Origin of the sequence: Klebsiella sp. A-Nf5 (assembly GCF_002810545.1) — a bacterium.
GTDB lineage: Bacteria > Pseudomonadota > Gammaproteobacteria > Enterobacterales > Enterobacteriaceae > Klebsiella > Klebsiella variicola.
Genome location: NZ_PIOG01000031.1, coordinates 16,890 through 40,071, shown reverse-complemented (window position 1 = coordinate 40,071; position 23,182 = coordinate 16,890). Strand labels below are relative to the sequence as shown.

At 62.2% G+C, this 23,182-nt stretch carries 18 protein-coding genes; 12 read left to right on the top strand and 6 right to left on the bottom strand.

The window, feature by feature from the left end:
- Positions 1–126: 126 nt before the first annotated feature.
- Entirely contained in the window at positions 127–1,368 is a 1,242-nt protein-coding gene (entS, locus tag CWM53_RS03795) for an enterobactin transporter EntS (protein WP_074386580.1), read from the bottom strand.
- Between the two features lie 112 nt (positions 1,369–1,480).
- Here entS and fepD point away from each other — a divergent pair, with 112 nt between their 5' ends.
- The 3 genes from fepD to fepC are packed head-to-tail and all read left to right on the top strand — an operon-like array spanning position 1,481 to position 4,268.
- A complete protein-coding gene (gene fepD / locus CWM53_RS03790; RefSeq protein WP_008805582.1) occupies positions 1,481–2,488 on the top strand; it encodes a Fe(3+)-siderophore ABC transporter permease in 1,008 nt (335 codons plus the stop codon).
- The gene (gene fepG / locus CWM53_RS03785) at positions 2,485–3,477 is read left to right on the top strand and encodes an iron-enterobactin ABC transporter permease (protein WP_004147521.1); all 993 of its coding nucleotides are present in this window, start codon (positions 2,485–2,487) and stop codon (positions 3,475–3,477) included. Before fepD ends, fepG begins: the two co-directional genes overlap by 4 nt.
- Positions 3,474–4,268: an iron-enterobactin ABC transporter ATP-binding protein gene (gene fepC / locus CWM53_RS03780; RefSeq protein WP_074386581.1), complete on the top strand. Its 795-nt coding sequence runs from the start codon at positions 3,474–3,476 to the stop codon at positions 4,266–4,268. The genes fepG and fepC overlap by 4 nt, the downstream gene beginning before the upstream one ends.
- Positions 4,269–4,332: 64 nt before the next feature.
- Here the strand turns inward: fepC and entF are convergent, their stop codons facing one another.
- Genes entF through fes form a run of 3 tightly spaced genes read right to left on the bottom strand, consistent with a single transcriptional unit; the run spans position 4,333 to position 9,664 of the window.
- Positions 4,333–8,214: an enterobactin non-ribosomal peptide synthetase EntF gene (entF, locus tag CWM53_RS03775; protein WP_100729346.1), complete on the bottom strand. Its 3,882-nt coding sequence runs from the start codon at positions 8,212–8,214 to the stop codon at positions 4,333–4,335.
- A 10-nt stretch (positions 8,215–8,224) separates the two neighbouring features.
- Positions 8,225–8,428 (bottom strand): MbtH family protein, encoded by a 204-nt coding sequence (locus CWM53_RS03770; protein WP_074386583.1) that lies wholly within the window; start codon positions 8,426–8,428, stop codon positions 8,225–8,227.
- Between the two features lie 27 nt (positions 8,429–8,455).
- A complete protein-coding gene (gene fes, locus CWM53_RS03765) occupies positions 8,456–9,664 on the bottom strand; it encodes an enterochelin esterase (RefSeq protein ID WP_100729347.1) in 1,209 nt (402 codons plus the stop codon).
- A 259-nt stretch (positions 9,665–9,923) separates the two neighbouring features.
- On the opposite strand from fes, the gene fepA reads away from it, so the two are divergent.
- Positions 9,924–12,152, top strand: a complete 2,229-nt coding sequence (gene fepA, locus CWM53_RS03760) for a siderophore enterobactin receptor FepA (protein ID WP_100729348.1) — start codon at positions 9,924–9,926, stop codon at positions 12,150–12,152.
- 66 nt (positions 12,153–12,218) lie between these two features.
- Positions 12,219–12,848, top strand: coding sequence for an enterobactin synthase subunit EntD (gene entD, locus CWM53_RS03755; RefSeq protein WP_100729349.1), 630 nt, complete (start codon positions 12,219–12,221; stop codon positions 12,846–12,848).
- Positions 12,849–12,882: 34 nt separating this feature from the next.
- Here the strand turns inward: entD and CWM53_RS03750 are convergent, their stop codons facing one another.
- Positions 12,883–13,818, bottom strand: a complete 936-nt coding sequence (locus CWM53_RS03750) for a transketolase family protein (RefSeq protein WP_023297201.1) — start codon at positions 13,816–13,818, stop codon at positions 12,883–12,885.
- Positions 13,811–14,641 carry a transketolase gene (locus CWM53_RS03745; RefSeq protein ID WP_100729350.1) on the bottom strand — a complete coding sequence of 277 codons (831 nt, stop codon included), beginning with the start codon at positions 14,639–14,641 and terminating at the stop codon, positions 13,811–13,813. The genes CWM53_RS03750 and CWM53_RS03745 overlap by 8 nt, the downstream gene beginning before the upstream one ends.
- A 374-nt stretch (positions 14,642–15,015) precedes the next feature.
- On the opposite strand from CWM53_RS03745, the gene CWM53_RS03735 reads away from it, so the two are divergent.
- From CWM53_RS03735 to CWM53_RS03705, 7 genes are all read left to right on the top strand, one after another.
- The gene (locus CWM53_RS03735; protein ID WP_002893602.1) at positions 15,016–15,966 is read left to right on the top strand and encodes a sugar-binding transcriptional regulator; all 951 of its coding nucleotides are present in this window, start codon (positions 15,016–15,018) and stop codon (positions 15,964–15,966) included.
- Positions 15,967–16,315: 349 nt separating this feature from the next.
- A complete protein-coding gene (locus CWM53_RS03730) occupies positions 16,316–17,836 on the top strand; it encodes an FGGY family carbohydrate kinase (protein ID WP_100631576.1) in 1,521 nt (506 codons plus the stop codon).
- Positions 17,837–17,995: 159 nt separating this feature from the next.
- Positions 17,996–18,931, top strand: a complete 936-nt coding sequence (locus CWM53_RS03725; RefSeq protein ID WP_004176926.1) for a D-ribose ABC transporter substrate-binding protein — start codon at positions 17,996–17,998, stop codon at positions 18,929–18,931.
- 43 nt (positions 18,932–18,974) lie between these two features.
- Positions 18,975–19,595 (top strand): DUF2291 family protein, encoded by a 621-nt coding sequence (locus tag CWM53_RS03720; protein WP_100631577.1) that lies wholly within the window; start codon positions 18,975–18,977, stop codon positions 19,593–19,595.
- Position 19,596: 1 nt separating this feature from the next.
- Complete coding sequence (locus tag CWM53_RS03715; RefSeq protein ID WP_100631597.1) at positions 19,597–21,141, top strand: sugar ABC transporter ATP-binding protein; 1,545 nt, start codon at positions 19,597–19,599, stop codon at positions 21,139–21,141.
- Positions 21,142–21,158: 17 nt separating this feature from the next.
- Positions 21,159–22,226, top strand: a complete 1,068-nt coding sequence (locus tag CWM53_RS03710; RefSeq protein ID WP_100631578.1) for an ABC transporter permease — start codon at positions 21,159–21,161, stop codon at positions 22,224–22,226.
- Between the two features lie 60 nt (positions 22,227–22,286).
- On the top strand, positions 22,287–23,084 hold the full coding sequence (locus CWM53_RS03705) for an SDR family oxidoreductase (protein ID WP_074386591.1): 798 nt from the start codon (positions 22,287–22,289) through the stop codon (positions 23,082–23,084).
- The last annotated feature ends 98 nt before the right edge of the window (positions 23,085–23,182 follow it).

The following is a 23,182-nucleotide window of genomic DNA, read 5'->3' as shown; positions in this document are numbered from 1 at the left end:
ACGGGAATGCGGCCTGAACTCTTTTGCCGGGCGGCGCTGCGCTTGCACCGGCCTACAATGCCAGCGCCCCCAGGCCAGACCGTAGGCCCGGTAAGGCGCAGCCGCCACCGGGCAATCGCACCCTACTTAACTTTCGTTGACGATTTCCGGGCGCTGGAAACGGCGCAGCTCGCGTAGCAGCCCCACCAGCAGCACGCCGACGAGCGCCAGTGCCCAGCCGCTGGCGCTGGCGGAAGCCGCCGGGGTCATCACCGCCCCTAAGCCACCGAGCAGCGCCGCGCCGATGGCGTCGCCGGTGACGTTTTGCGCGGTCCACAGACCATTAATCCGCCCAAGCATATTTTCCGGCGTCTGAGTCTGGATCAGGGTGTACTGCAGCAACGAACTGATAGCGCTCAGCCAGCCAAACAGCGCCAGGCACAGCGCGCCCAACGCCCAGTGCGGCATCAGGCTGAACAGCGCAATGGCGACAAACGATCCCACCGTGGTCGCCAGCATCAGCGCGCCGGGCCGCACCGTCTGGGCCAGCTGGCCGCTGGTCAACGCCCCCAGCGCCGCCCCGAGCGGAATAGCGGCATACAGCAGGCCAATCTGTCCGGCCGACATCTGCCAGCCGTCGGCCAGCGCCGGATAGAGCACCCGCACCGCGCTGGCCATGGTCAGCAGACCGCCGAGTAGCGCAATCCCGCCGATAAGCGGGCTCTGGCAGAGGAAGGTCAGCCCCGCCAGCAGGGATCGCAGCGGATGCTCGCGCGGCTGCGGAGGCGGCGGCAGCTGCGGCAGACGCAGCAGGGTTAAGGTGGTGATAAAGGTCCCCGCCGCCGCCAGGCCGAAGTTCCAGGCCACGCCGCCGGTGGCCAGCAGCAGGCCGCCGATCATCGGCGAAATCACCGAGCCAAGGCGCACCGTCAGCATAGTAATGGCCCCGGCCTGCATCAGGTTTTCCCGTCCCACCAGCGCCGGCGTCGCCGCCAGCAGCGCGGTCACCCCCAACGAGGCGAAGAACCCATCCCAGATCCCCAGCAGGTAGATCGCCGCCAGCGACGGCTCCGGCAGCAGGGCGTTCAGACACAGGCCGACAAAGCCCACGCCGCAGGTGCCGCGCGCCAGCAGGATCAGGCGTTTACGTTCATAGCGGTCAGCCAGCACGCCCCCCACCATCAGGCCAACAAACATCGACGCGCCGGTCAAGGTCACCGACAGCCCGACCTGCCAGGTCGAATGAGTCATCATCTGGATCTGGACCGGAATGGCCACGCCCAGCAGGCCAAGCGACAGAATAGAGATAAAGCGAGCGATAAAAACGGCGCGAAACGCCGGGTGAGTTTTCAGCAGGCTGAGATTGAGCAGCCAGGATTGTCGGTTCATTACAGCGCCTTGTCGTTATTTTTAATACCCTTTTTACTGTGGGTCATGCTACCATAGCTGAATAAAATCGATAACGATAATTACTATCATTATCATATCAGGGATGTCAGTTATGTCGTTTTCTACGACCGCGGTACGCTCTGTCGCCGTGCCCGGATTGTTGCTGTTACTCGCCTTAGCCGCCGCGCTTAGCCTGACCATCGGCGCCAAATCGTTGCCGATCGGCACGGTATTCACCGCCTTCAGCGGAACCTGTCAAAGCGCCGACTGCACCATCGTGCTGGACGCGCGCCTGCCGCGTACCCTGGCCGGTCTGCTGGCCGGCGTCGCCCTCGGTCTCGCCGGCGCGCTGATGCAGACGCTCACCCGTAACCCGCTGGCCGACCCCGGCCTGCTGGGGGTCAACTCCGGCGCCAGCTTCGCCATCGTCCTCGGCGCGGCGCTGTTCGGGATCACCTCTCCGCAGGAGCAACTGCTGCTGGCGTTTTGCGGCGCGCTCTGCGCCTCGCTGCTGGTGGCCTTTACCGGCAGTCAGGGCGGCGGCCAGCTGAGCCCGGTACGCCTCACCCTCGCCGGGGTCGCCCTCGCGGCGGTACTGGAGGGGCTGTCAAACGGCATCGCCCTGCTCAACCCGGACGTCTACGATCAGCTGCGCTTCTGGCAGGCCGGTTCGCTGGATATCCGCACCCTGCAAACCCTGAAAATTGTCCTGCTGCCGGTGGTGATGGCGGGGATCGCCGCCCTGCTGCTGAGCCGGGCGCTTAACAGCCTGAGCCTGGGCAACGATACCGCCACTGCCCTCGGCAGCCGCGTCGCCCGCACCCAACTGATCGGCCTGATCGTCATCACCGTGCTGTGCGGCAGCGCCACCGCCGTCGTCGGCCCCATCGCCTTTATCGGCCTGATGATGCCGCATATGGCGCGCTGGCTGGTAGGTGCCGATCATCGCTGGTCGCTGCCGGTCACCCTGCTCGCCACCCCGGCCCTGCTGCTGTTTGCCGACGTGATTGGCCGCCTGCTGGTGCCCGGCGAACTGCGGGTATCGGTGGTGAGCGCCTTTCTCGGCGCGCCGGTGCTGATCTGGCTGGTGCGCCGCCAGCCGCGGGGAGGTGGCCTGTGATTGCCCCGTCCCGCCGCCTGATAGCCAGTTGCCTGCTGCTGATGGCCGCCAGCCTGCTGATTTCCCTGCTCGGGCTGGCGCAAGGCCCGGTGCCCCTGACGATCGACCAGGTGTTCTCCGCGCTGTTCGGCGACGCGCCGCGCAACGTCGCGATGGTGGTGAACGAATGGCGGCTGCCGCGGGTGTTAATGGCGCTGCTCATCGGTGCCGCGCTCGGCGTCAGCGGCGCCATTTTCCAGTCGCTGACCCGCAACCCGCTCGGCAGCCCGGACGTGATGGGCTTTAACACCGGCGCCTGGAGCGGCGTGCTGGTGGCGATGGTCCTCTTCGGCCAGAACCTGACGGCGATTGCTCTGGCGGCGATGGCCGGCGGGGTGTTGACCTCGCTGGTGGTCTGGCTGCTGGCCTGGCGCAATGGGATCGAGACCTTCCGCCTGATCATTATCGGTATCGGCGTGCGGGCCATGCTGGTGGCATTCAACACCTGGCTGCTGCTGCGCGCCTCGCTGGAGACCGCACTTTCTGCGGGCCTGTGGAACGCCGGATCGCTTAACGGCCTGACGTGGGGTAAAACCTGGCCGTCGGCGCCGCTGATCCTGCTGATGCTGGTGGGCAGCGCCCTGCTGGTTCGCCGGATGCGACTGCTGGAGATGGGCGACGATACCGCCTGCGCGCTGGGGGTGCAGGTCGAGCGTTCGCGCCTGCTGCTGATGCTGGTGGCGGTGGTGCTCACCGCCGCCTCGACGGCGCTGGCCGGGCCGATCTCATTTATCGCGCTGGTGGCGCCGCATATCGCCCGCCGCCTGAGCGGCACGGCCCGTTGGGGACTGACCCAGTCGGCCCTGTGCGGCGCGCTGCTGCTGGCGCTGGCCGATTACGGCGCCCAGCGGCTGTTTATGCCGTGGCAGCTGCCGGTTGGCGTGTTAACCGTCAGCCTCGGCGGTATTTACCTTATTGCATTGTTGATTCAGGAGTCCCGCAAAAAATGAGTGCAGCCCCCTCCCGTTTGCGCGGCGAGCAGTTAACCCTGGCCTACGGTAACAAGACCATCGCCGAGTCGCTGAACGTGACCATCCCTGACGGCCACTTCACCGCCATTATCGGCCCCAACGGCTGCGGCAAGTCGACGCTGTTGCGCACCCTCAGTCGCCTGATGACGCCGGCCAGCGGCCACGTCTGGCTCGACGGCGCGCAGATCCAGCAGTACGCCAGTAAAGAGGTTGCCCGCCGTATCGGGCTGCTGGCGCAGAATGCCACCACTCCTGGCGATATCACGGTGCAGGAGCTGGTGGCCCGCGGGCGCTATCCGCACCAGCCGCTGTTTACCCGCTGGCGCAAAGAAGATGAAGAGGCGGTGAACAAGGCGATGCGGGCGACCGGGATCAGCGATCTGGCGCTGCAGAGCGTCGACACGCTTTCCGGCGGCCAGCGGCAGCGGGCGTGGATTGCGATGGTGCTGGCCCAGGAAACGGCGATTATGCTGCTGGATGAGCCAACCACCTGGCTGGACATCAGCCATCAGATCGACCTGCTGGAGCTATTGAGCGAGCTGAATCGCGAGAAGGGATATACCCTGGCGGCGGTGCTGCACGATCTTAACCAGGCCTGCCGCTACGCCACCCACCTGATCGCCCTGCGCGACGGCAAGATCGTCGCCGAGGGGGCGCCGAAGGAGATCGTCACCGCCGATCTGATTGAACGGATTTACGGCCTGCGCTGCACGATCATTGAGGATCCGGTGGCGCATACGCCGCTGGTGGTACCGCTGGGCCGCCGGTAATCTCCTCTTTCCCCGGCTTGCGCTACGCTGAGACGGGCTACGTGCTGTAGCCCGAACTCAACCGTTACCCCAGAATCTCCCTAACCACCGGGCCGATGGCCTCAAAGGCCTGCGGGGAGATGATGTCGACGTGGGCGCAGTTCTGGCTGAACACCTCCAGTTCCCCCACCCACGGGCCCCATACGACCTGCGGATCCATCCCCGCCTGCCGCGTCTTCTCCGCCACGAACAACGTCGCCTTGCCGTCAAACTTCGCGCTGTGGGCGGTGGTTAACAGCCGCACCGCATCGGCATAGTTGCCTTCGATGGCGCTGAACAGCTCGCCGGAAGCTTGCCCCTGCTGGGCGGCGAGGAACGCTTCGCGCTCGCGGTCAATTTCCGCCAGCACTTCGGGATCCAGCCCGTTGGCCTCTTTCTCCGCCCAGTTTTGCGTCTCCGGCGGCCAGGTATCCAGCAGGCCGAGGAAGGCCACCGCTTCGCCGCGCTGGCGCAACCGGGCGGCAATGCCCTGGGCTAAGGTGCCGCCCAGCGAATACCCAAACAGGTAATAAGGGCCGTGCGGCTGCTGCGCCAGCAGCGTGCGCAGATGGTGCTCGCACACCTCGTCGAGGCTGGTGGCGGTGACCATCGGCCCCTGCGGGCGCGGCGACTGAATACCGGTTATTGACCAGCGCGGGCTGAGATAGCGCGCCAGCACGCTGAACTGCCAGGCAAAGCCGGAGGCGGGATGGAAGCAGAACAGCGTCGGGCCGTCGCTCTCGCGCAGCGGCAGAAGCGTATCCAGCCCCAGGCGCCGGGCCTGCTCATCGCTGAGATCGGCAGCCAGCAGCGCGCTCAGTTTGCCCACCGTCGAGGCCACCATCACCTGCCCCGGGGTCACCTGCCGCGCCAGCTGGCGGCTGAGCTGTGCCGCCAGACGCATCGCCAGCAGAGAATGACCGCCGAGGGCGAAGAAATCGGCGTCGATATCGTTCACCTCGCAGCCCAGCAGCTGGCTGAAGGCGGCGGCGACAAGGGTTTCCATGCCGGGCTCCGGCGGTCGGCCGCTGCGTTCGCCGCCGAGGGTCGGCAGCGGCAGCGCTTTGCGGTCCAGTTTGCCATTGGCACTCAGCGGCAGGTCGGCGAGCTGCATCAGCACCACCGGTACCATATGCGGCGGCAGCTGTTCCGCCAGCCGCGCTTTCAGTGCCGCGGTATCCAGCGGCAGGCCGGAGTCAGAGACCAGATAGCCCACCAGCTGCCGGGCATCGCCGCCGGTCGCCGCCGCCTGATTGAAGACGCAGGCGTGACTCACCGCCTGCGCCACGTCCGGCAGGGCCGACATCACCCGGTCAATCTCGCCAAGCTCGATGCGCTGCCCGCGGATCTTCAGCTGATCGTCGCTGCGGCCAAGGTACTCCACCGCGCCGTTCGTCAGCCAGCGCGCCACGTCGCCGGTGCGATACATCCGCTCACCGGGGGCAAACGGGTCGGCAATAAAGCGGCTGGCGGTGAGGTCCGGACGCCCCAGATAGCCCTGCGCCAGCTGGATGCCGGTGAGATAAAGATCCCCCGCCACCCCCGGCGGCACCGGGCGCATCGCGGCATCGAGAATGCGCAGCCCGGTGTTCCATACCGGCCAGCCAATCGGCACGCTGCTGCCGGTCACCGCCGCCAGCTCAGGGCCGCAGGCCGGATACCAGCTGACGTCCACCGCCGCCTCCGTCGGGCCGTACAGGTTATGCAGCGGCGCGCCGGTTAAGCGCTCCCATTCACGGCACAATTCCGTCGGCAGCGCTTCGCCACTGCAGAATACCCGCCGCAGCGTGCGGCAGGCGGCGACGCTGTCGGCATCCAGCGAGGCGACAAACGCCGCCAGCATCGACGGCACAAAGTGGGTGGTGGTCACGCCGTAGTGGGCGAAGAACTGCTGCATCGCCTGCGGGTCGCGGTGCGCCTCCGGCTCGGCCATCACCAGCTGTGCGCCGGCGATAAACGGCCACCAGAACTCCCACACCGACACGTCAAAACTGCACGGCGTTTTCTGCGCCACCACGTCGTCGGCAGATAACGGATAGCGATCCTGCATCCACAGCAGGCGGTTGACGATGGCGGTCTGGCCGACCATCACCCCTTTCGGCCGCCCGGTGGAGCCGGAGGTAAAGATGATGTAGGCGGTATGGTCCGGTTTTGACAGCGCCAGCGGCGCGTCATCCCCGGCGGCCAGCGGCTGCTGGTAGCAGAGGCTTTCCAGCCCCGGGATATCGCTGAAGCGGGCCAGCTGATCCTCCGAGGTGATCAGCAGCGACGGCCGGGCGTCTTCCAGCATCATCCGCAGGCGATCGTCCGGGTAGCCGGTGTCCAGCGGCAGCCAGGCGGCCCCCGCTTCGACAATACCGTGCAGCGCCAGGGTCAGGAACACCGAGCGCGGCAGGGCCACCGCCACGCTGTCGCCCGGCTTCACGCCGCGCTGACGCAGCAGCTGCGCGAGCGCCACCACCTGCTGACGCATCTCGCGATAGCTGAACTGCCAGCGGGCGTCCGCCAGCGCCGGGGCATCCGGGGTCTTCCGCGCCTGGTCGGCCACCAGCGCGCTGAGGGTGGTGGCAGGCAGCGGCACAGCGGTATCGTTGACCGCCGCCAGCCGGACCAGCTCGTCGGCGGAGAGCATTTCTGCTTCGCCGCAGCGCAGCGCCGGATCGGCGGCGAACTGCGCCAGCAGCGCGGTCAGTCGCGCCATGTGGCGACGGAGCTCGGCTTCATCGTACCGGGCCTTGTTGGCGAGGATCTCCAGCGACAGCCCGCCGGTTTCATCCGGGAACAGCGCCAGCTCGAGATCGTTGACCGGGCCGGTGGCGAGGGTGTGGGTCAGTGCCTGCACACCATCGATATCCAGCTGGTAATCAAAGACTTTGACGTTCAGCACCGGGCCGAACAGCGGTTCGTCCCCTGCCGCTTTGCCGCTGTCGCGAACGATCTGTTCGGCGTCATAGCGCTGATGGCGGCGCATCTTTTTCAACTGACCGGCGAGGCGCATCGCCAGGTCCGCCAGCGTCTCCTGGGCGACAATATGCACCGCCAGAGGCAGGACATTGAGCACCGGCCCCGTCGAGGTCAGCGCGGCTGAACCCATCCGGCGCATAAAGATAAAGCCCGCCGCGTAGTCCATCCGGTTGCACAGGCGGCCCAGCCACAGCGTGGTGAGCGCCAGCGCCAGGTCAGCGGGCTGACACTGCGGCGCATGGCCGGCCAGGCGGCGGAAGGCGTCGGCGTTCATCTCCAGCTTCATCCGCCAGATATCGCTCCCGGCGGCGCGTCCGCCCAGCGGCGCGGCAGAGAGTGAGGCTGGCGCCGGTAACGCCTGGCGCTGGGCCTGCCAGAAGGCTTTATCCCGCTGCCAGGCCTCGCTGCCGGCGTAGCGCTGGTACTCGTCCACCACCTCGGCGAAGGGGGTGAAAGGCGACTCAGGAGTGGCTTCCCCCCGCTGCCAGGCGCGGTAAATGGCAGCGATCTGCCGGGTTATCGCCGGGAAGCTGAAGCCATCCACCAGCAAGTGGTGATAGCGCTGATACCAGTACCAGCGGTCGTCGCCGACGCGCAGCAGCTGATGGCACACCAGCGGGTTGCCGCCGTCGACACGCAGATCCTGCGCCAGGTCCGCCTGCATCCGCTCCGTGGCGGCGCGATGCGGATCCGGCGCCGTACGCAGGTCAATGATCGCCGGTTCGCCAAAGGTGCGGTCGGCCGCCACCCACTGCCAGACTTCCCCCTCCTCTTCCTGAAAGCGCAGGCTGAGGGTGTCCGCCTGCTGCAGACCGGCGACAATCGCCTTACCCAGCAGCGCCGGGTCGAGTGCGCCCCGCAGTTCAACATAGTGGGCCACGCTCCAGGCGCCTGGCAGAGTGGAGAGGCGCTCGGCCATCCAGATCCCCGGCTGCGCGGCAACCAGCGGTAAACGAGTGGTCATTGTCAGCTCCTTATGACGCATGATGGGCGGGAGTCAGGGTTGACCAGTTGGCCGCCAGCCAGGCGTTGCAGTCCTCGGCCGACTGCGGGGGGCACACCACCGTCCAGCCGTCAGGCAGGGCGCAGTGCCCCGGCCACAGGCTGTACTGCTGCTGGTCATTGCGCAGAATGTAAAACTGCCCTTGCGGATTGTCGAAAGGGTTACTGAATTGCATATCAAACTCCTGTCGTAAAGCGCGGTGCTAAGGGTGCGACAGCAGAGGCTGCCAGAGCTGGATAAGCCCTGCCGTCAGCCCGCCGCGCCAGCAAAGCGCATCATGCCCGCCGTCAACCTGACGCCAGAAAATCGTCTGCTGTGTCGTAGTGAGTTGCGCCAACAGCGCCTGGTTAGCGCGAAAAATAATCGGTTCACGCTGGCCCGCTTCCAGCCAGATGCGCAGCCCGGCCGCGGATACCTCGCCCAGGCGGAGACGTTCGCCGATAAAGCCCGTCCCGCGGCCATCGCGATGCGGCCACCAGTAGGAGCCTGACTGGCTGAGTACGCAGCCAAAGCGCTGCGGCCAGTTGAGAGCAGCAAACATCGCCGCCAGGCCGCCGAAGCTTTGCCCGGCCACCACTGTCCGCTCCGGGCGGTCGCTAAACGGGGCGCGATCGCGGACCAGCGGCAGGAGCTCCTCCTGCACCGCCAGCCAGAAATCGCGGTGACAGGGCAGCTCAACCCCGCGGCGCTGGTTGTCGATCGCGTCGATCAGCAGGTAGACCGCCGGCGGCAGTCTCCCCTCGCGGGTCAGTGCGGCCAGCGGCGACCACACCGGCATGCTCTCGGCCCAGAACTGGCCGTCGAGCAGGATCGCCAGGGGCCGCGTTTGCGGGTCGACGGCCTCGCCGGTGGTGTAGATCCAGACCCGGCGATGGTTGCCCAGACGCGCGCTGCGCCACTCAAGGCAACGGGCGGGAGGATGCGCCTCATTAAACTGGTCCCAGCCGGGCTGCGCGGGCGCCTGCGGCATCTCCAGGGCGGACACGCCATGGCCGCGTCCGCCCTGCCAGCTGTGCGGGTTCAGCGGATCGGCTATCGCCCGCGGCAGCAGTTTGCGCCAGCCTTCGCGCAGCAGCGCGCGGTCGGGCGCGTCAGCGCTGAACACCTCAGGGGAAAAATCATCGTCACGGTCGGAGGGAATAAAACAGTAGCTACCGCGCCAGGTCGGCGACAGCGTGGTTCGCCAGGACCAGGCGTCGGTCCCGGGCAGGCGCGTCAGCGATTGCGGCCGCGCATTCTGATGGTGGTCGGTCACCCCGGTGATATAGAGCCATACCCGACGGCGCGGAGAGTGCGTTTCATCCCCCGCCGGATCCCGCCACCAGAACGTCACCTCGATGGCGCCATCCACTGCGCGGCACTGCGGCCCCTGCAGGGTTTGCCACCACTCCTCGCTTCCTGTCCTTAACATTCTGTCATTAACCCTATGTATAGCGTGACTTTTTTAATTAATTGTAATTCTTTATTGATAATATTATTGATAACTATTTGCATTTGCAATAGCGTATTAGCGCGCCGTGGGAAGCGCGTCTTTCACAAAACATGTCGAAGAGAGCTTATTCAGCTAGCGACGGAGTGCCTTTGCCCTCTTCCGGCAACATTTATGCCGCCTCCCCTCCCGGTGGGAAGGGGCGTTTGGGGAACGTGGCGACTAAAGAGCAGGAATAACAATGAATAACAGGATCAAATCCCTGGCCTTGCTGGTCAATCTGGGAATTTACGGGGTTGCTTTTCCGTTAAGCGCAGCGGAAACCGCCACCGACGATAAAAACAGCGCGGCTGAAGAGACCATGGTGGTCACCGCCGCCGAGCAGAATCTGCAGGCGCCGGGCGTCTCCACGATCACCGCCGATGAGATCCGCAAACGCCCGCCAGCGCGCGACGTCTCGGAGATCATTCGCACCATGCCGGGGGTCAACCTGACCGGCAACTCCACCAGCGGCCAGCGCGGCAATAACCGCCAGATTGATATCCGCGGCATGGGCCCGGAAAACACCCTGATCCTGATCGATGGCAAGCCGGTCACCAGCCGCAATTCCGTGCGCCTTGGCTGGCGCGGCGAGCGCGACACCCGCGGCGACACCAGCTGGGTGCCGCCGGAGATGATCGAACGCATCGAAGTCATTCGCGGCCCGGCCGCCGCCCGCTACGGCAACGGCGCCGCCGGCGGGGTGGTGAATATCATCACCAAAAAAACCGGCGATGAGTGGCACGGCTCATGGAACACCTATATGAACGCCCCGGAGCACAAGGATGAAGGCTCCACCAAACGCACTAACTTCAGCCTCAGCGGCCCGCTGGGCGGCGATTTCAGCTTCCGTCTGTTCGGTAACCTCGACAAAACGCAGGCCGACGCCTGGGATATCAACCAGGGCCATCAGTCCGAACGTACCGGGATCTATGCCGACACCCTGCCTGCCGGGCGCGAAGGGGTACAAAATAAAAACATCGATGGTCTGGTGCGCTGGGAATTCGCCCCGATGCAGTCGCTGGAGTTTGAAGCCGGCTACAGCCGCCAGGGCAACCTCTACGCTGGCGACACCCAGAACACCAACACCAACGACCTGGTAAAAGAGAACTACGGTAAAGAGACCAACCGGCTGTATCGCAACACCTACTCGGTCACCTGGAACGGCGCCTGGGACAACGGGGTGACCACCAGCAACTGGGCGCAGTACGAGCGCACCCGCAACTCGCGCAAAGGCGAAGGCCTGGCCGGGGGCACCGAGGGGATCTTTAACAGTAATCAGTTCTCGGATATCGATCTGTCAGATGTGATGCTGCACAGTGAAGTCAGTATCCCGTTCGACTATCTGGTTAATCAGAACCTGACGCTGGGCAGCGAGTGGAATCAACAGCGGATGAAGGATAACGCGTCCAACACCCAGGCGCTGTCGGGAGGCGAAATTCCGGGTTACGACAGCACCGGCCGCAGCCCGTACTCGCAGGCGGAAATCTTCTCGCTGTTCGCCGAGAACAACATGGAGCTGACCGACACCACCATGCTGACTCCGGCGCTGCGTTTCGATCATCACAGCATTGTCGGCAATAACTGGAGCCCGTCCCTCAACCTGTCGCAGGGGCTGTGGGACGACTTCACGCTGAAGATGGGTATCGCTCGCGCCTATAAAGCGCCGAGCCTGTATCAGACCAACCCGAACTATATTCTCTACAGCAAAGGACAGGGCTGCTACGCCAGTAAATCCGGTTGCTATCTGCAGGGTAACGATGACTTAAAAGCCGAGACCAGCATCAACAAAGAAATTGGCCTCGAGTTTAAACGCGACGGCTGGCTGGCGGGCGTCACCTGGTTCCGCAACGACTATCGCAATAAGATTGAAGCGGGCTATGCCCCGGTCTATACCAACGGCAGCGGCACTGACCTCTACCAATGGGAAAACGTGCCGAAAGCGGTGGTGGAAGGCCTGGAAGGGACGTTGAACGTGCCAGTAAGCGAGACCGTGAACTGGACCAACAACATCACCTACATGCTGCAGAGTAAGAACAAAGAGACCGGCGATCGTCTGTCGATTATCCCGGAATACACGCTGAACTCTACACTGAGCTGGCAGGTACGCGATGACGTTTCGCTGCAGTCAACCTTTACCTGGTACGGCAAGCAGGAGCCGAAGAAGTACAACTACAAGGGTCAACCGGTTACCGGCAGCGAGAAGAACGAGGTCAGCCCCTACAGCATCCTCGGCCTGAGCGCGACCTGGGACGTCACCAAATACGTCAGTCTGACCGGCGGCGTGGATAACGTCTTCGACAAGCGTCACTGGCGCGCGGGCAACGCCCAGACCACCGGGGGCACCACCGGCTATATGTATGGCGCCGGTGCCGAGACCTATAACGAATCGGGCCGCACCTGGTATATGAGCGTCAACACCCACTTCTGATAGCGGGTTCTCCCTCCCCCGCCCTTGCAGGATAAAGGGCGGGGACAACCGCGGTAACCTTGTCCTATGCGCATCCATCACGCCACGCTGCCGCTGGCCGGCTATACGCTGCAGCAGATCGATTTCGACCCGGCGACTTTCCAGCCTGAAGATCTGTTCTGGTTGCCCTATCACGCCAGCCTGAGCAGTTGGGGCCGCAAGCGGCAGGCGGAGCACCTGGCCGGGCGCATCGCCGCGGTGTACGCCCTGCGTGAGGTGGGGGAGAAACAGCCTCCCGCCATCGGCGACCAGCGCCAGCCGCTGTGGCCCACGCCCTGGTTCGGTAGCATCAGCCATTGCGGCCAGCGCGCGCTGGCGGTGATCGCCGATCGGCCGGTGGGCGTCGATATTGAGCGCCGGTTTCCCCCACAGCTGTCGGCGGAGCTGGAGAGCAGCATTATCAGTCCGGCGGAAAAAACGGCGCTGCTGCGCAGCGGCCTGCCCTTTCCGCTGGCGCTGACGCTGGCGTTTTCGGCCAAAGAGAGTGGGTTTAAGGCGACGCCTGCGGCAAATCAGCGCGCGCTGGGGTTCGCCGATTTTCAGATCGTGGACATAACGGCAAGCACCTTAGCGCTTGAGTTTGCGGAGCAACGCTATCCCTTGCACTGGATAGCGTCGGAGGAGCAGGTCATCACGCTTTGCGCATTGCAGCAGTAAACGCCCGCGCTTCACGCGACGGGCGTTCAGGCCATCAGCCCCTTTTTTGCACCAGGGCAACGATGGCGGCGGCATCAAACCCGTGGTACTGGCGCATCCAGCCGCGATCGGCGGCGGCGGCGTACTCCCCGTCCGGGATCCCCAACCGCTGCAGGGCAATGCCCACCCCCGCTTCCGCCAACACCTCCGCCACCAGGCTGCCCAGCCCGCCGTTGACGTTATGCTCCTCGACGGTGATCACCGAACCACACGGCCGGAGCGCCGCCAGCAGCGCAGCGGTATCGCAGGGGCGGATCGACGGCACGCTGACCACTTTCGCCTGGATACCGAGGTCGGCAAGCTGCTGCGCCGCTTCCACTACCTCATGCACCGTCGATCCGGTGGCCACCAGCGCGACGTCCTCGCCTTCACGCAGGGTCAGCACGGCGCCGGGAACGAAGCGATACGACTCGTCAAGCAGCTCCGGCAGCGCTTTGCCATCGAGACGAATATAGACCGGGCCCTGATAAGCAAGGGCATAGTCGATGATCTGCCGACATTCGCGCGGCGTGGAGGGGGCGAAGATTTGGATATTGCCAAAGCCGCGCATCACCGCCAGATCGTCAATGGCATGGTGGGTGCTGGCCAGCGGGCCGTAGCTGGCCCCGGCGTTAAGGCCGAACAGCTTCACATTGGTGTTGTTGTAGCAGACATCCACTTTGATTTGCTCATTGGCCCGCGAGATAAGAAACGGCGCGGCGTTACAGGTCACTGCCACTTTGCCGCCCAGCGCCAGCCCCGCGGCGGTGCCGACCATGCTCTGCTCAGCGATGCCGACGTTCACCAGCCGACCGGGAAACTGCTTAATAAAGGGGGCGATTTTAGCCGTCGACGTGGAATCGGCCACCACCGGCACCAGATCGACGCCGTTTTCTACGGCAGCAATAAAGGCCTCGACCATGACGTTAGCCAGGTGTTCTGTATTACTCATCTTTCAGTTCCTCCAGCGCCAGAGCGATCTCTTCGCCTTTCGGCACCCGGTGGTGCCACTCCGGGCGCCCCTGGATAAAGGAGATCCCCGCGCCTTTCGTGGTGTTGGCAATAATGACGTTCGGTTTACCGGTCTGCTGTAGCCCCTCGATGGCCGCGACCACCGAGGCCATGTCGTTACCCTGGCACTCGCTGACTTCCATACCGAAGGCGCGCCATTTATCGGCCAGCGGATCGGTATTCATGATTTCGCGCGTCGGCCCGGCCAGCTGGAGGTTGTTCTTATCATTAATAATGACCAGGTTATCCAGACCGTAGTGCGCCGCCGCCAGGGCGGCTTCCCAGTTGCTCCCCTCCGCCAGCTCGCCGTCGCCAGTGATCAAAAAAATGCGGCGGGTGCTGTTGCTTTTCTTCGCGGCCAGCGCCAGCCCCACCGCAACAGGCAAACCGTGACCCAGCGCGCCGGTGTTCAGCTCGATGCCCGGCGTTTTCTGCCGTACCGGGTGGCCAGGGAGATGGGAATTGGCATGCTGGTAGGTCTCCAGCCATTCAACCGGGAAGAAACCGGATTCCGCCAGGACGCAGTAGTAGCACCCCACGGCGTGGCCTTTCGACTGGATGTAGATATCGCGCTGCGGGTCGTCGAGCCGGTCCGGCGCGACGTTAAGGACGCGGAAATAGAGCGCGGTTAACAGTTCGACCTGCGAAAGGTCAGCCCCGGTGTGGCCGCCGGCCGGACTATTGGCGTTTAAGCGCACAATGTGGCGCCGCACCGCGCGGGCTTTACGCTCCAGCGTCTGAATATCATATCTGTAGGGATTCATTTCATACCTCTGAATTTATTTTCAGCATGGAATATTTATTCCAGCAAGGACTAAAAAAACCAGATATCCCCATGCCGGGTGGTAAGCCTTCTGCCACAGCGCCCCACTCAGGAACATTCTGCCTCCCGCTCCAGGCGAAGCCCGGATAAACACGTTGACTCGAAATCGCCTTGAATATATATTCAATAATGATTCTTTATTCGATTATGGCCTGGCTGTTTTGTTTTTGTCCATAGCCGATTTTGAGGATTGGCAAAAGTTAGACGCCTGTCACACTTAAGTCTGATTTTTTTTCGCGTATGATAAAAGTCACTACGATAATGGCTGCAGCTAACCGCCTGAAGAAAGGCGATAAATGATTTTCGAGGATTAATATGGCTAAGCAGGATGAACAACGGCTATTGGTTAAGATTGCCACGCTTTACTATCTGGAAGGACGAAAGCAGTCTGATATCGCCCAACTTCTCTCGCTGTCTCAGTCATTTGTCTCCCGCGCCATTACCCGCTGCCAGAAAGAAGGCGTCGTCAAGATCAGCGTCGTTCAGCCGTCCAACATCTTTCTGAAGCTCGAAAAAGGGCTTGAGGATCGCTACGGCCTTAAGCAGGCGGTGGTGGTGGATACCGAGGAAGAGGCCAGCGATCATACCATCAAGCGGGCGATTGGCTCCGCCGCCGCCCACTATCTGGAAACCCGGCTGCGGCCAAAAGATCTGATTGGCGTCTCCTCGTGGAGCTCAACCATTCGCGCGATGGTCGATGAAGTTCATGCGCAAAACCTGAAAGCCAGCGGCGTGATCCAGCTGCTCGGCGGCGTCGGGCCAAACGGTAACGTGCAGGCGACGATTCTTACCCAGACCCTCGCCCAGCGCCTGAACTGCGACGCCTGGCTGCTGCCGTCACAGAGCATCGAGGGATCCATGGAGGAGCGCAACCGGCTGTTGGCCAGCAAAGACGTCGCTGACGTGGTGTCGCGCTTTGATGAAGTGGATATCGCCATCGTCGGTATCGGCATTCTCGAACCCTCCCAGCTGCTGAAAACCTCCGGTAACTACTATCATGAAGATATGCTGCAGGTGCTGGCGGCGCGCGGCGCGGTGGGTGATATCTGCCTGCACTACTACGACAAAAACGGCCATCCGGTGTTACGCGATGATGAAGATCCGGTGATCGGTATGGCGCTGGAGAAGGTCAAAAAATGCCCGAACGTGGTCGCGCTGGCCGGCGGTACCGATAAAGTCGCGGCCATCAAAGGCGCCCTCACCGGCGGCTACATTGATGTTTTAATCACCGATTATCCTACCGCTCGCATGCTGGTTAGCGACTAACCTGCCGCGCTGCTTTTCCTTTCTGCCGCCCTGACGTGCTTTTTTAGCTTCAGGGCTGGCTCTGCTAATGCATTTAAATTCAATCAGTTAATCAACCACTCCAGCCGCCAGCCGCCGCTTTCACCGATCGGCGAAATGTGATTGCCAGCACAATTGATGATTTTTCCGGTAGCCCGTCACCGGGTTTGTGGCTTAAGGTATCAAATAAATAATCACTATCGAATATATATTCAGTGATTAAAAAGATGATAACGAAATGTCACAACATGGCCTGCACAGACGCAGGAGACGGTGGGAGATATTCCTCGTCTCCGCGGTTCCAGGACACCGAGTGACCGAGGAGAGCACGATGCAGGCGACAGCAAAAGAGTTCATCATTGCCCTGGATGAAGGCACCACCAACGCCAAAGCGGTGGTGCTGGATAGCCGGGGCAAGGTTATCGTCAAATTCTCGCAGCCGCTGGCGATCCAAACGCCGCGCGACGGCTGGGTGGAGCAATCGGGCGAAGCGCTGGTTACCGCCTCGCTGGCGGTGATCGCCAGCGCGGTGGCCCACGTTGGCGCGGAAAACGTCGCCGCGCTGGCCATCAGCAACCAGCGGGAAACCGCCATCGGCTGGTATCGCGACAGCGGCGAACCGATTAACGCGGCGATCACCTGGCAATGCACCCGCAGCGCCGCGTTCTGCGACACACTGCGTCACGATCGCCAGGAACAGCACATTAAGTGTGCCACCGGCCTGCCAATCGCCCCGCTGTTCTCGGCCTCCAAAATGCGCTGGCTGCTGGATGCGACTGTCGATGGCCACCTGCGCGCCGAACGCGGTGAGATTTGCCTCGGCACCATCGACAGCTGGCTGCTGTGGAATCTGACCGCCGGAGAAGCCTTCTGCTGCGACTACTCCAATGCCGCCCGCACCCAGCTGCTGAACCTGCACCGCGGCGAGTGGGACGACGAGATGCTGACGCTGTTCGGCATTCCGCGCGCGGCGTTGCCGGACATTAAACCGTCGAGCGGCCTCTTCGGCCATACCAAAGGACTGGCCGCCATTCCGGACGGTATTCCGATCATGGCGATGATCGGCGACTCCCACGCCGCGCTGTTCGGCCACGCGCTCGGCGAGGCCGGCTGCGTCAAAGCCACCTACGGCACCGGCTCTTCGGTCATGGCCCCGGTCAAATCGGCCCAGTGCGATATCGACGCGCTGGCGACCACTGTCGCCTGGCACGATGGTGACCAGCTGGTGTGGGGCCTGGAAGGGAATATTCCCCACACCGGCGATGCCGTCGCCTGGATGGCGGACAGCACCGGACTGAGCGAACTCTCTGCCGCCGAGCTGGCCCATGAGCTGAATACCCTCCCCGCCTCCGTCGACTCAACCCTCGGGGTCTACTTCGTGCCGGCGCTGACCGGTCTTGGCGCGCCCTGGTGGGACGACAGCGCCCGCGGCGTGATTTGCGGCCTGAGTCGCGGGGTGAAACGCGCGCATCTGATCCGTGCGGCGCTGGAGTCCATCACCTATCAGATAGCCGACGTGGTGGTGGCGATGCGTCAGCATGAGGAGTTCACCCTGACGGCGTTGATGGTGGACGGCGGGCCGACCAACAATGACTGGCTGATGCAATACCAGGCCGATCTGCTCGGCTGCCCGGTGATGCGCAGCGACGTGCCGGAGCTGTCCGCCATCGGCGCGGCGTTGCTGGCGCGCAAAGCGCTCCATCCGGGGTCGACCGCCGATCTGCAGGCCTTCTTAACCGAACACAGCACCTTTCAGCCCGACATGGCCCGCCACCTGCGCTTACAAACGCGCTGGCAGGAGTGGCGCCATGCGGTCGACCGAACATTATGGAAACCGGACTCGCCAGCCTGACCGCCAGACTGCGCGACGACACGCATTCACTTATCACAGGAGAAACCCGGCCCATAACGATATCGCTATCCCCGAATACATCAGGGGAAATTTCAGACCGTAAAAGCCTGCCCGCTCAGGGGCTCATTTGTTCGAATATAAAAATACAGGAACAGAGTCATGAAATTACGTATAACCCTTTTAACCGCTGCTACCCTGACCGCCTTCTCCTTTGCCGCGCACGCCGCGGAGAAAGGCACCATTATGATCATGGTCAACTCGCTGGATAACCCGTATTACGCCTCGGAAGCCAAAGGCGCCAGCGAAAAAGCCCAGGCGCTCGGCTATAAAACCACCGTGCTGTCCCATGGCGAAGATGTCAAAAAGCAGAATGAGCTTATCGACACCGCGATTGGTAAAAAAGTGCAGGGCATTATTCTCGATAACGCTGATTCCACCGCCAGCGTCGCCGCCATTGAAAAAGCCAAAAAAGCCGGCATTCCGGTGGTCTTAATTAACCGCGAAATTCCGGTTGATGATGTGGCGCTGGAACAAATTACCCACAATAACTTCCAGGCCGGCTCTGAGGTCGCCAACGTCTTCGTGGAAAAAATGGCGGAGAAAGGCAAATACGCCGAGCTGACCTGCAACCTCGCCGATAATAACTGCGTCACCCGTTCTAAATCTTTCCATCAGGTCATTGACCAGTATCCGGATATGGTCAGCGTGGCGAAACAGGATGCCAAAGGCACCCTGATCGACGGCAAACGCATCATGGACAGCATCCTGCAGGCGCACCCCGACGTGAAAGGCGTCATCTGTGGCAACGGGCCGGTAGCCCTTGGCGCGATTGCGGCGCTGAAAGCGGCCAACCGTAGCGATGTGATTGTCGTCGGCATCGACGGCAGCAACGATGAGCGCGACGCCGTGAAAGCCGGCACCCTGCAGGCAACCGTGATGCTGCAGGCGCAGGCTATCGCCGCCCAGGGCGTCACCGATCTGGATAATTACCTGCAAAAAGGCGAAAAACCGGCCAAACAGCGCGTGATGTTCCGCGGCATTCTGATTACCCAGGATAACGCCGATAAAGTCCAGGATTTCAACATTAAGTCCTGAGTTCGGGTGGTTGCGCCCCTGCGGGGGCGCAGAGGAGAGCATTATGTTTAAGAAAACCTGTCTGACGCTGGCCGTACTGGCGCTAGGGGGCTGTCGCATCGTCTCGCAGCAGGAGCTGGCAGACCTGAAATCCCCGCCCAACCCGCATATGGCGAATATGGATAAAACCTGGCAGCAGAGCATCGTACCGCAGGTGGTGACGAAAGCGCGTCCGGCGGCGGAACTGATGAGCGCGCTCAAGGCGGCAAAAGACATTGATAGCGCCTGCAAAACCCTCGGCTACCGTGCGCAGGATGAAAACCCCTGCATCTTCTACGTCAAGGTTTCAGGTACCGTCAGCAAACTCGATACCGCCTCGCGCAGCGGCAAAATGACCCTGTCCGACGCCAGCGTCGGCAATGTGACGGTGCAAATTGGCCCTACCCTGCGCGGCACCCAGCTGCGCGACGGCTACAGCGGCGCCAGCTATCAGGACTTTAATGACCAGGTGCTGTTCGGCGAGTACAGCAAGAATATCAACAGTCAGGCGGTCAAAATGATTCAGACAGCCAACGTCAAAACCGGCGATAGCGTGGAGGTGTACGGCGTCTTCTCGGCCTGGGATATTCCGCAAACTCTCCCGGAAATTACCCCGGCGAAAATCATTCATGCGGGGGGACAATAATATGGCGCCGCACGATCTCGTCGCTCCCCAGCCCGTTGAGTCCGAAGTGATTATCGAAACCCGCGGTCTGTCGCGCGTCTATCCCGGCGTGACCGCCCTGGATAATGTTAATTACCGGGTCTATCGAAATAAGGTCAACGTGCTGATCGGAGAAAATGGTGCGGGTAAATCCACCATGATGAAAATGCTTGCCGGTGTGGAAACGCCCTCTTCCGGGCAAATTATTCTTGATGGCGAAGCGGTTTCATTACAGTCGACGCATCAGGCAGAAAAACTGGGCATCAGTATTATTTTCCAGGAACTGAATTTATTTCCCAATATGAATGTGATGGACAACATCTTCATGGCGAATGAATTCTTTCAGAAAGGACGCATTAACGAAAAATACCAGTACGCGCTGGCAAAATCGCTGCTGGAACGGCTGGAGCTGGATGTTGATCCCTACACCCCGCTCGGTGAACTCGGTATCGGCCACCAGCAGTTAGTCGAGATTGCCCGCGCGCTGTCGAAAGACACTCGGGTGCTGATCATGGACGAACCCACCTCGGCGCTGAGCCAGTCTGAGGTCAAAGTGCTGTTCAAGGTGATCGCGCAGCTTAAACGCCGCGGCGTGACCATCATCTATATCTCGCATCGCCTCGAAGAGCTGATGGAGATTGGAGACAACATCACCATTTTCCGCGACGGTCGTTTTATCAGCGAGCGTCACGTCAGCGACGCCAGCGTTCCGTGGATCATCGAGCAGATGGTCGGTGATAAGAAAAAACATTTTGATTATCAACCGGCGCCGAAAGGCGACGCAGTGCTTGACGTCAAAGGGCTGACCGCGCTGCATCCGAGTGGCGGCTACAAACTTAATGACGTCACCTTCACCCTCAGCAAAGGCGAAGTGATCGGTATTTACGGCCTGCTGGGCGCCGGGCGCACCGAGCTGTTTAAAGGTCTGGTGGGCTTGATGCCCTGCCAGCGCGGCGAGGTGCATCTCAACGGCGAAAGCATCGGCAAAACGCGCTTTCAGCAACGTCTGAAAAAGGGGCTGGCACTGGTGCCAGAGGACCGTCAGGGCGAAGGCGTGGTACAGATGATGTCGATTCAGGCCAACATGACGCTCTCTGATTTCAGCCTGCAGGGGTTCCGCCGCGCCTGGCGGTGGTTGAACCCGCAAAAAGAAGAGAGCTGCGTAAAAGAGATGATCCAGCAGCTGGCGATCAAGGTCAGCGACGCCACATTGCCCATCACCTCGCTGAGCGGCGGCAATCAACAAAAAGTGGTGCTGGGTAAAGCGCTGATGACTCAGCCACAGGTGGTATTCCTCGACGAACCGACGCGCGGCATCGACGTCGGCGCGAAAACCGACGTCTATCACCTGATCGGCAAAATGGCCCAGCAGGGGCTGGCGGTGATGTTTTCATCTTCGGAGCTGGATGAGGTGATGGCCCTGGCCGACCGCATCCTGGTGATGGCCGATGGCCGCATTACCGCCGATCTACCGCGTCACGCGGTGACCCGCGAACAGTTAATCGCGGCTTCAACACCTCAAGATTAATCAGGCTGGAATCCATCATGAACCAGAAATATATGATTTATATGTACCTGCTGAAGGCCCGCACCTTTATCGCCCTCCTGCTGGTGATCGCGTTCTTCAGCGTGATGGTACCCAACTTCCTGACCGCCTCGAACCTGCTGATCATGACCCAGCACGTGGCGATCACCGGCCTGCTGGCCATCGGCATGACGCTGGTCATTCTCACCGGCGGCATTGATTTGTCCGTCGGCGCGGTGGCGGGGATCTGCGGCATGGTGGCGGGCGCGCTGCTGACCAACGGCCTGCCGCTGTGGAACGGCGATGTTATTTTCTTTAACGTCCCGGAGGTGATCCTCTGCGTGGCGATCTTCGGCGTGCTGGTCGGCCTGGTGAACGGCGCGGTGATCACCCGCTTCGGCGTGGCGCCGTTTATCTGCACCTTAGGCATGATGTACGTCGCCCGCGGCTCCGCGCTGCTGTTTAACGACGGGAGCACCTACCCGAATCTTAACGGCATGGAAGCGCTGGGCAACACCGGTTTCGCCACCCTCGGCTCCGGCACTCTGCTCGGCGTCTACCTGCCGATCTGGCTGATGATCGGCTTCCTCGTGCTGGGCTACTGGCTGACCACCAAAACGCCGCTTGGCCGCTACATCTACGCCATCGGCGGCAACGAATCCGCCGCCCGCCTCGCCGGCGTGCCGATCGTGAAAGCGAAAATATTCGTCTATGCCTTCTCCGGCCTGTGCGCGGCGTTTGTTGGCCTGATTGTCGCATCACAGCTGCAAACCGCGCACCCGATGACCGGCAACATGTTCGAGATGGACGCCATCGGCGCCACCGTGCTCGGCGGCACCGCGCTGGCCGGCGGCCGCGGTCGGGTGACCGGGTCAATTATCGGCGCCTTCGTCATCGTCTTCCTTGCCGACGGCATGGTGATGATGGGCGTCAGCGACTTCTGGCAGATGGTGATTAAAGGCGTGGTGATCGTCACCGCTGTGGTCGTCGACCAGTTCCAGCAGAAGCTGCAGAGCAAGGTCATCCTGATGCGCCGCCACGAGGAAAAACTGGCCGCCATTTCCCCCAACGGCGCCACCTCCAGCTAACCGGTAACGATTCACATCTTCCGCCGGGCCTGGTGCCCGGCTCAGCGAAAGGGAAAAAATATGCAACGAGATTTCCAGAACAAAACGGTGGTGATCACCGGCGCCTGCCGCGGCATCGGCGCAGGTATTGCGGAGCGCTTTGCCCGCGACGGCGCGAATCTGGTGATGGTCTCCAACGCCGAGCGCGTTCACGAGACCGCCGACACCCTGCGTCAGCGCTATCAGGCGGATATTTTATCGCTGCAGGTCGATGTCACCGATGAAGCCCAGGTTCAGGGGCTATATGAGCAGGCCGCCGCCCGCTTCGGCACTATTGACGTCTCCATTCAGAACGCCGGGGTGATCACCATCGATTACTACGACCGGATGCCAAAAGCTGATTTCGAAAAAGTGCTGGCGGTCAACACCACCGGCGTGTGGCTGTGCTGCCGCGAGGCGGCCAAATATATGGTGAAACAGAATCACGGCAGCCTGATCAATACCTCTTCCGGCCAGGGGCGGCAGGGCTTTATCTACACGCCGCATTATGCCGCCAGCAAAATGGGCGTGATCGGCATTACCCAAAGCCTGGCTCACGAGCTGGCGCCGTGGAACATCACCGTCAACGCCTTCTGCCCGGGCATTATTGAAAGCGAAATGTGGGATTACAACGATCGCGTGTGGGGCGAAATTCTCAGCACCGAGCAGAAGCGCTACGGCAAGGGCGAACTGATGGCCGAGTGGGTCGAGGGCATTCCGATGAAACGCGCCGGTAAACCGGAAGACGTGGCCGGGCTGGTGGCCTTCCTCGCCTCCGACGACGCGCGCTATCTCACCGGGCAGACCATCAATATCGATGGCGGTTTGATTATGTCGTAATCCCCCGCGGGTTAGCGGGCCCCATCGCCCGAATAAGGTGTCCCGCATTGGCGCCACCACCCCGGGACGGCCCCCCGGTGGCGCTTCGCTTACCGGGG

Bases quoted from the DNA above. Each gene is read 5' to 3' on its own strand.
- CWM53_RS03735 (WP_002893602.1), top strand. From the start codon at position 15,016: ATGGCTAAGCAGGATGAACAACGGCTATTGGTTAAGATTGCCACGCTT.
- entS (WP_074386580.1), bottom strand. From the start codon at position 1,368: ATGAACCGACAATCCTGGCTGCTCAATCTCAGCCTGCTGAAAACTCAC.
- CWM53_RS03730 (WP_100631576.1), top strand. From the start codon at position 16,316: ATGCAGGCGACAGCAAAAGAGTTCATCATTGCCCTGGATGAAGGCACC.
- fepD (WP_008805582.1), top strand. From the start codon at position 1,481: ATGTCGTTTTCTACGACCGCGGTACGCTCTGTCGCCGTGCCCGGATTG.
- fes (WP_100729347.1), bottom strand. From the start codon at position 9,664: ATGTTAAGGACAGGAAGCGAGGAGTGGTGGCAAACCCTGCAGGGGCCG.
- entD (WP_100729349.1), top strand. From the start codon at position 12,219: ATGCGCATCCATCACGCCACGCTGCCGCTGGCCGGCTATACGCTGCAG.
- CWM53_RS03725 (WP_004176926.1), top strand. From the start codon at position 17,996: ATGAAATTACGTATAACCCTTTTAACCGCTGCTACCCTGACCGCCTTC.
- CWM53_RS03705 (WP_074386591.1), top strand. From the start codon at position 22,287: ATGCAACGAGATTTCCAGAACAAAACGGTGGTGATCACCGGCGCCTGC.
- CWM53_RS03720 (WP_100631577.1), top strand. From the start codon at position 18,975: ATGTTTAAGAAAACCTGTCTGACGCTGGCCGTACTGGCGCTAGGGGGC.
- CWM53_RS03715 (WP_100631597.1), top strand. From the start codon at position 19,597: ATGGCGCCGCACGATCTCGTCGCTCCCCAGCCCGTTGAGTCCGAAGTG.
- fepA (WP_100729348.1), top strand. From the start codon at position 9,924: ATGAATAACAGGATCAAATCCCTGGCCTTGCTGGTCAATCTGGGAATT.
- CWM53_RS03710 (WP_100631578.1), top strand. From the start codon at position 21,159: ATGAACCAGAAATATATGATTTATATGTACCTGCTGAAGGCCCGCACC.
- fepC (WP_074386581.1), top strand. From the start codon at position 3,474: ATGAGTGCAGCCCCCTCCCGTTTGCGCGGCGAGCAGTTAACCCTGGCC.
- CWM53_RS03770 (WP_074386583.1), bottom strand. From the start codon at position 8,428: ATGCAATTCAGTAACCCTTTCGACAATCCGCAAGGGCAGTTTTACATT.
- CWM53_RS03750 (WP_023297201.1), bottom strand. From the start codon at position 13,818: ATGAGTAATACAGAACACCTGGCTAACGTCATGGTCGAGGCCTTTATT.
- CWM53_RS03745 (WP_100729350.1), bottom strand. From the start codon at position 14,641: ATGAATCCCTACAGATATGATATTCAGACGCTGGAGCGTAAAGCCCGC.
- entF (WP_100729346.1), bottom strand. From the start codon at position 8,214: ATGACCACTCGTTTACCGCTGGTTGCCGCGCAGCCGGGGATCTGGATG.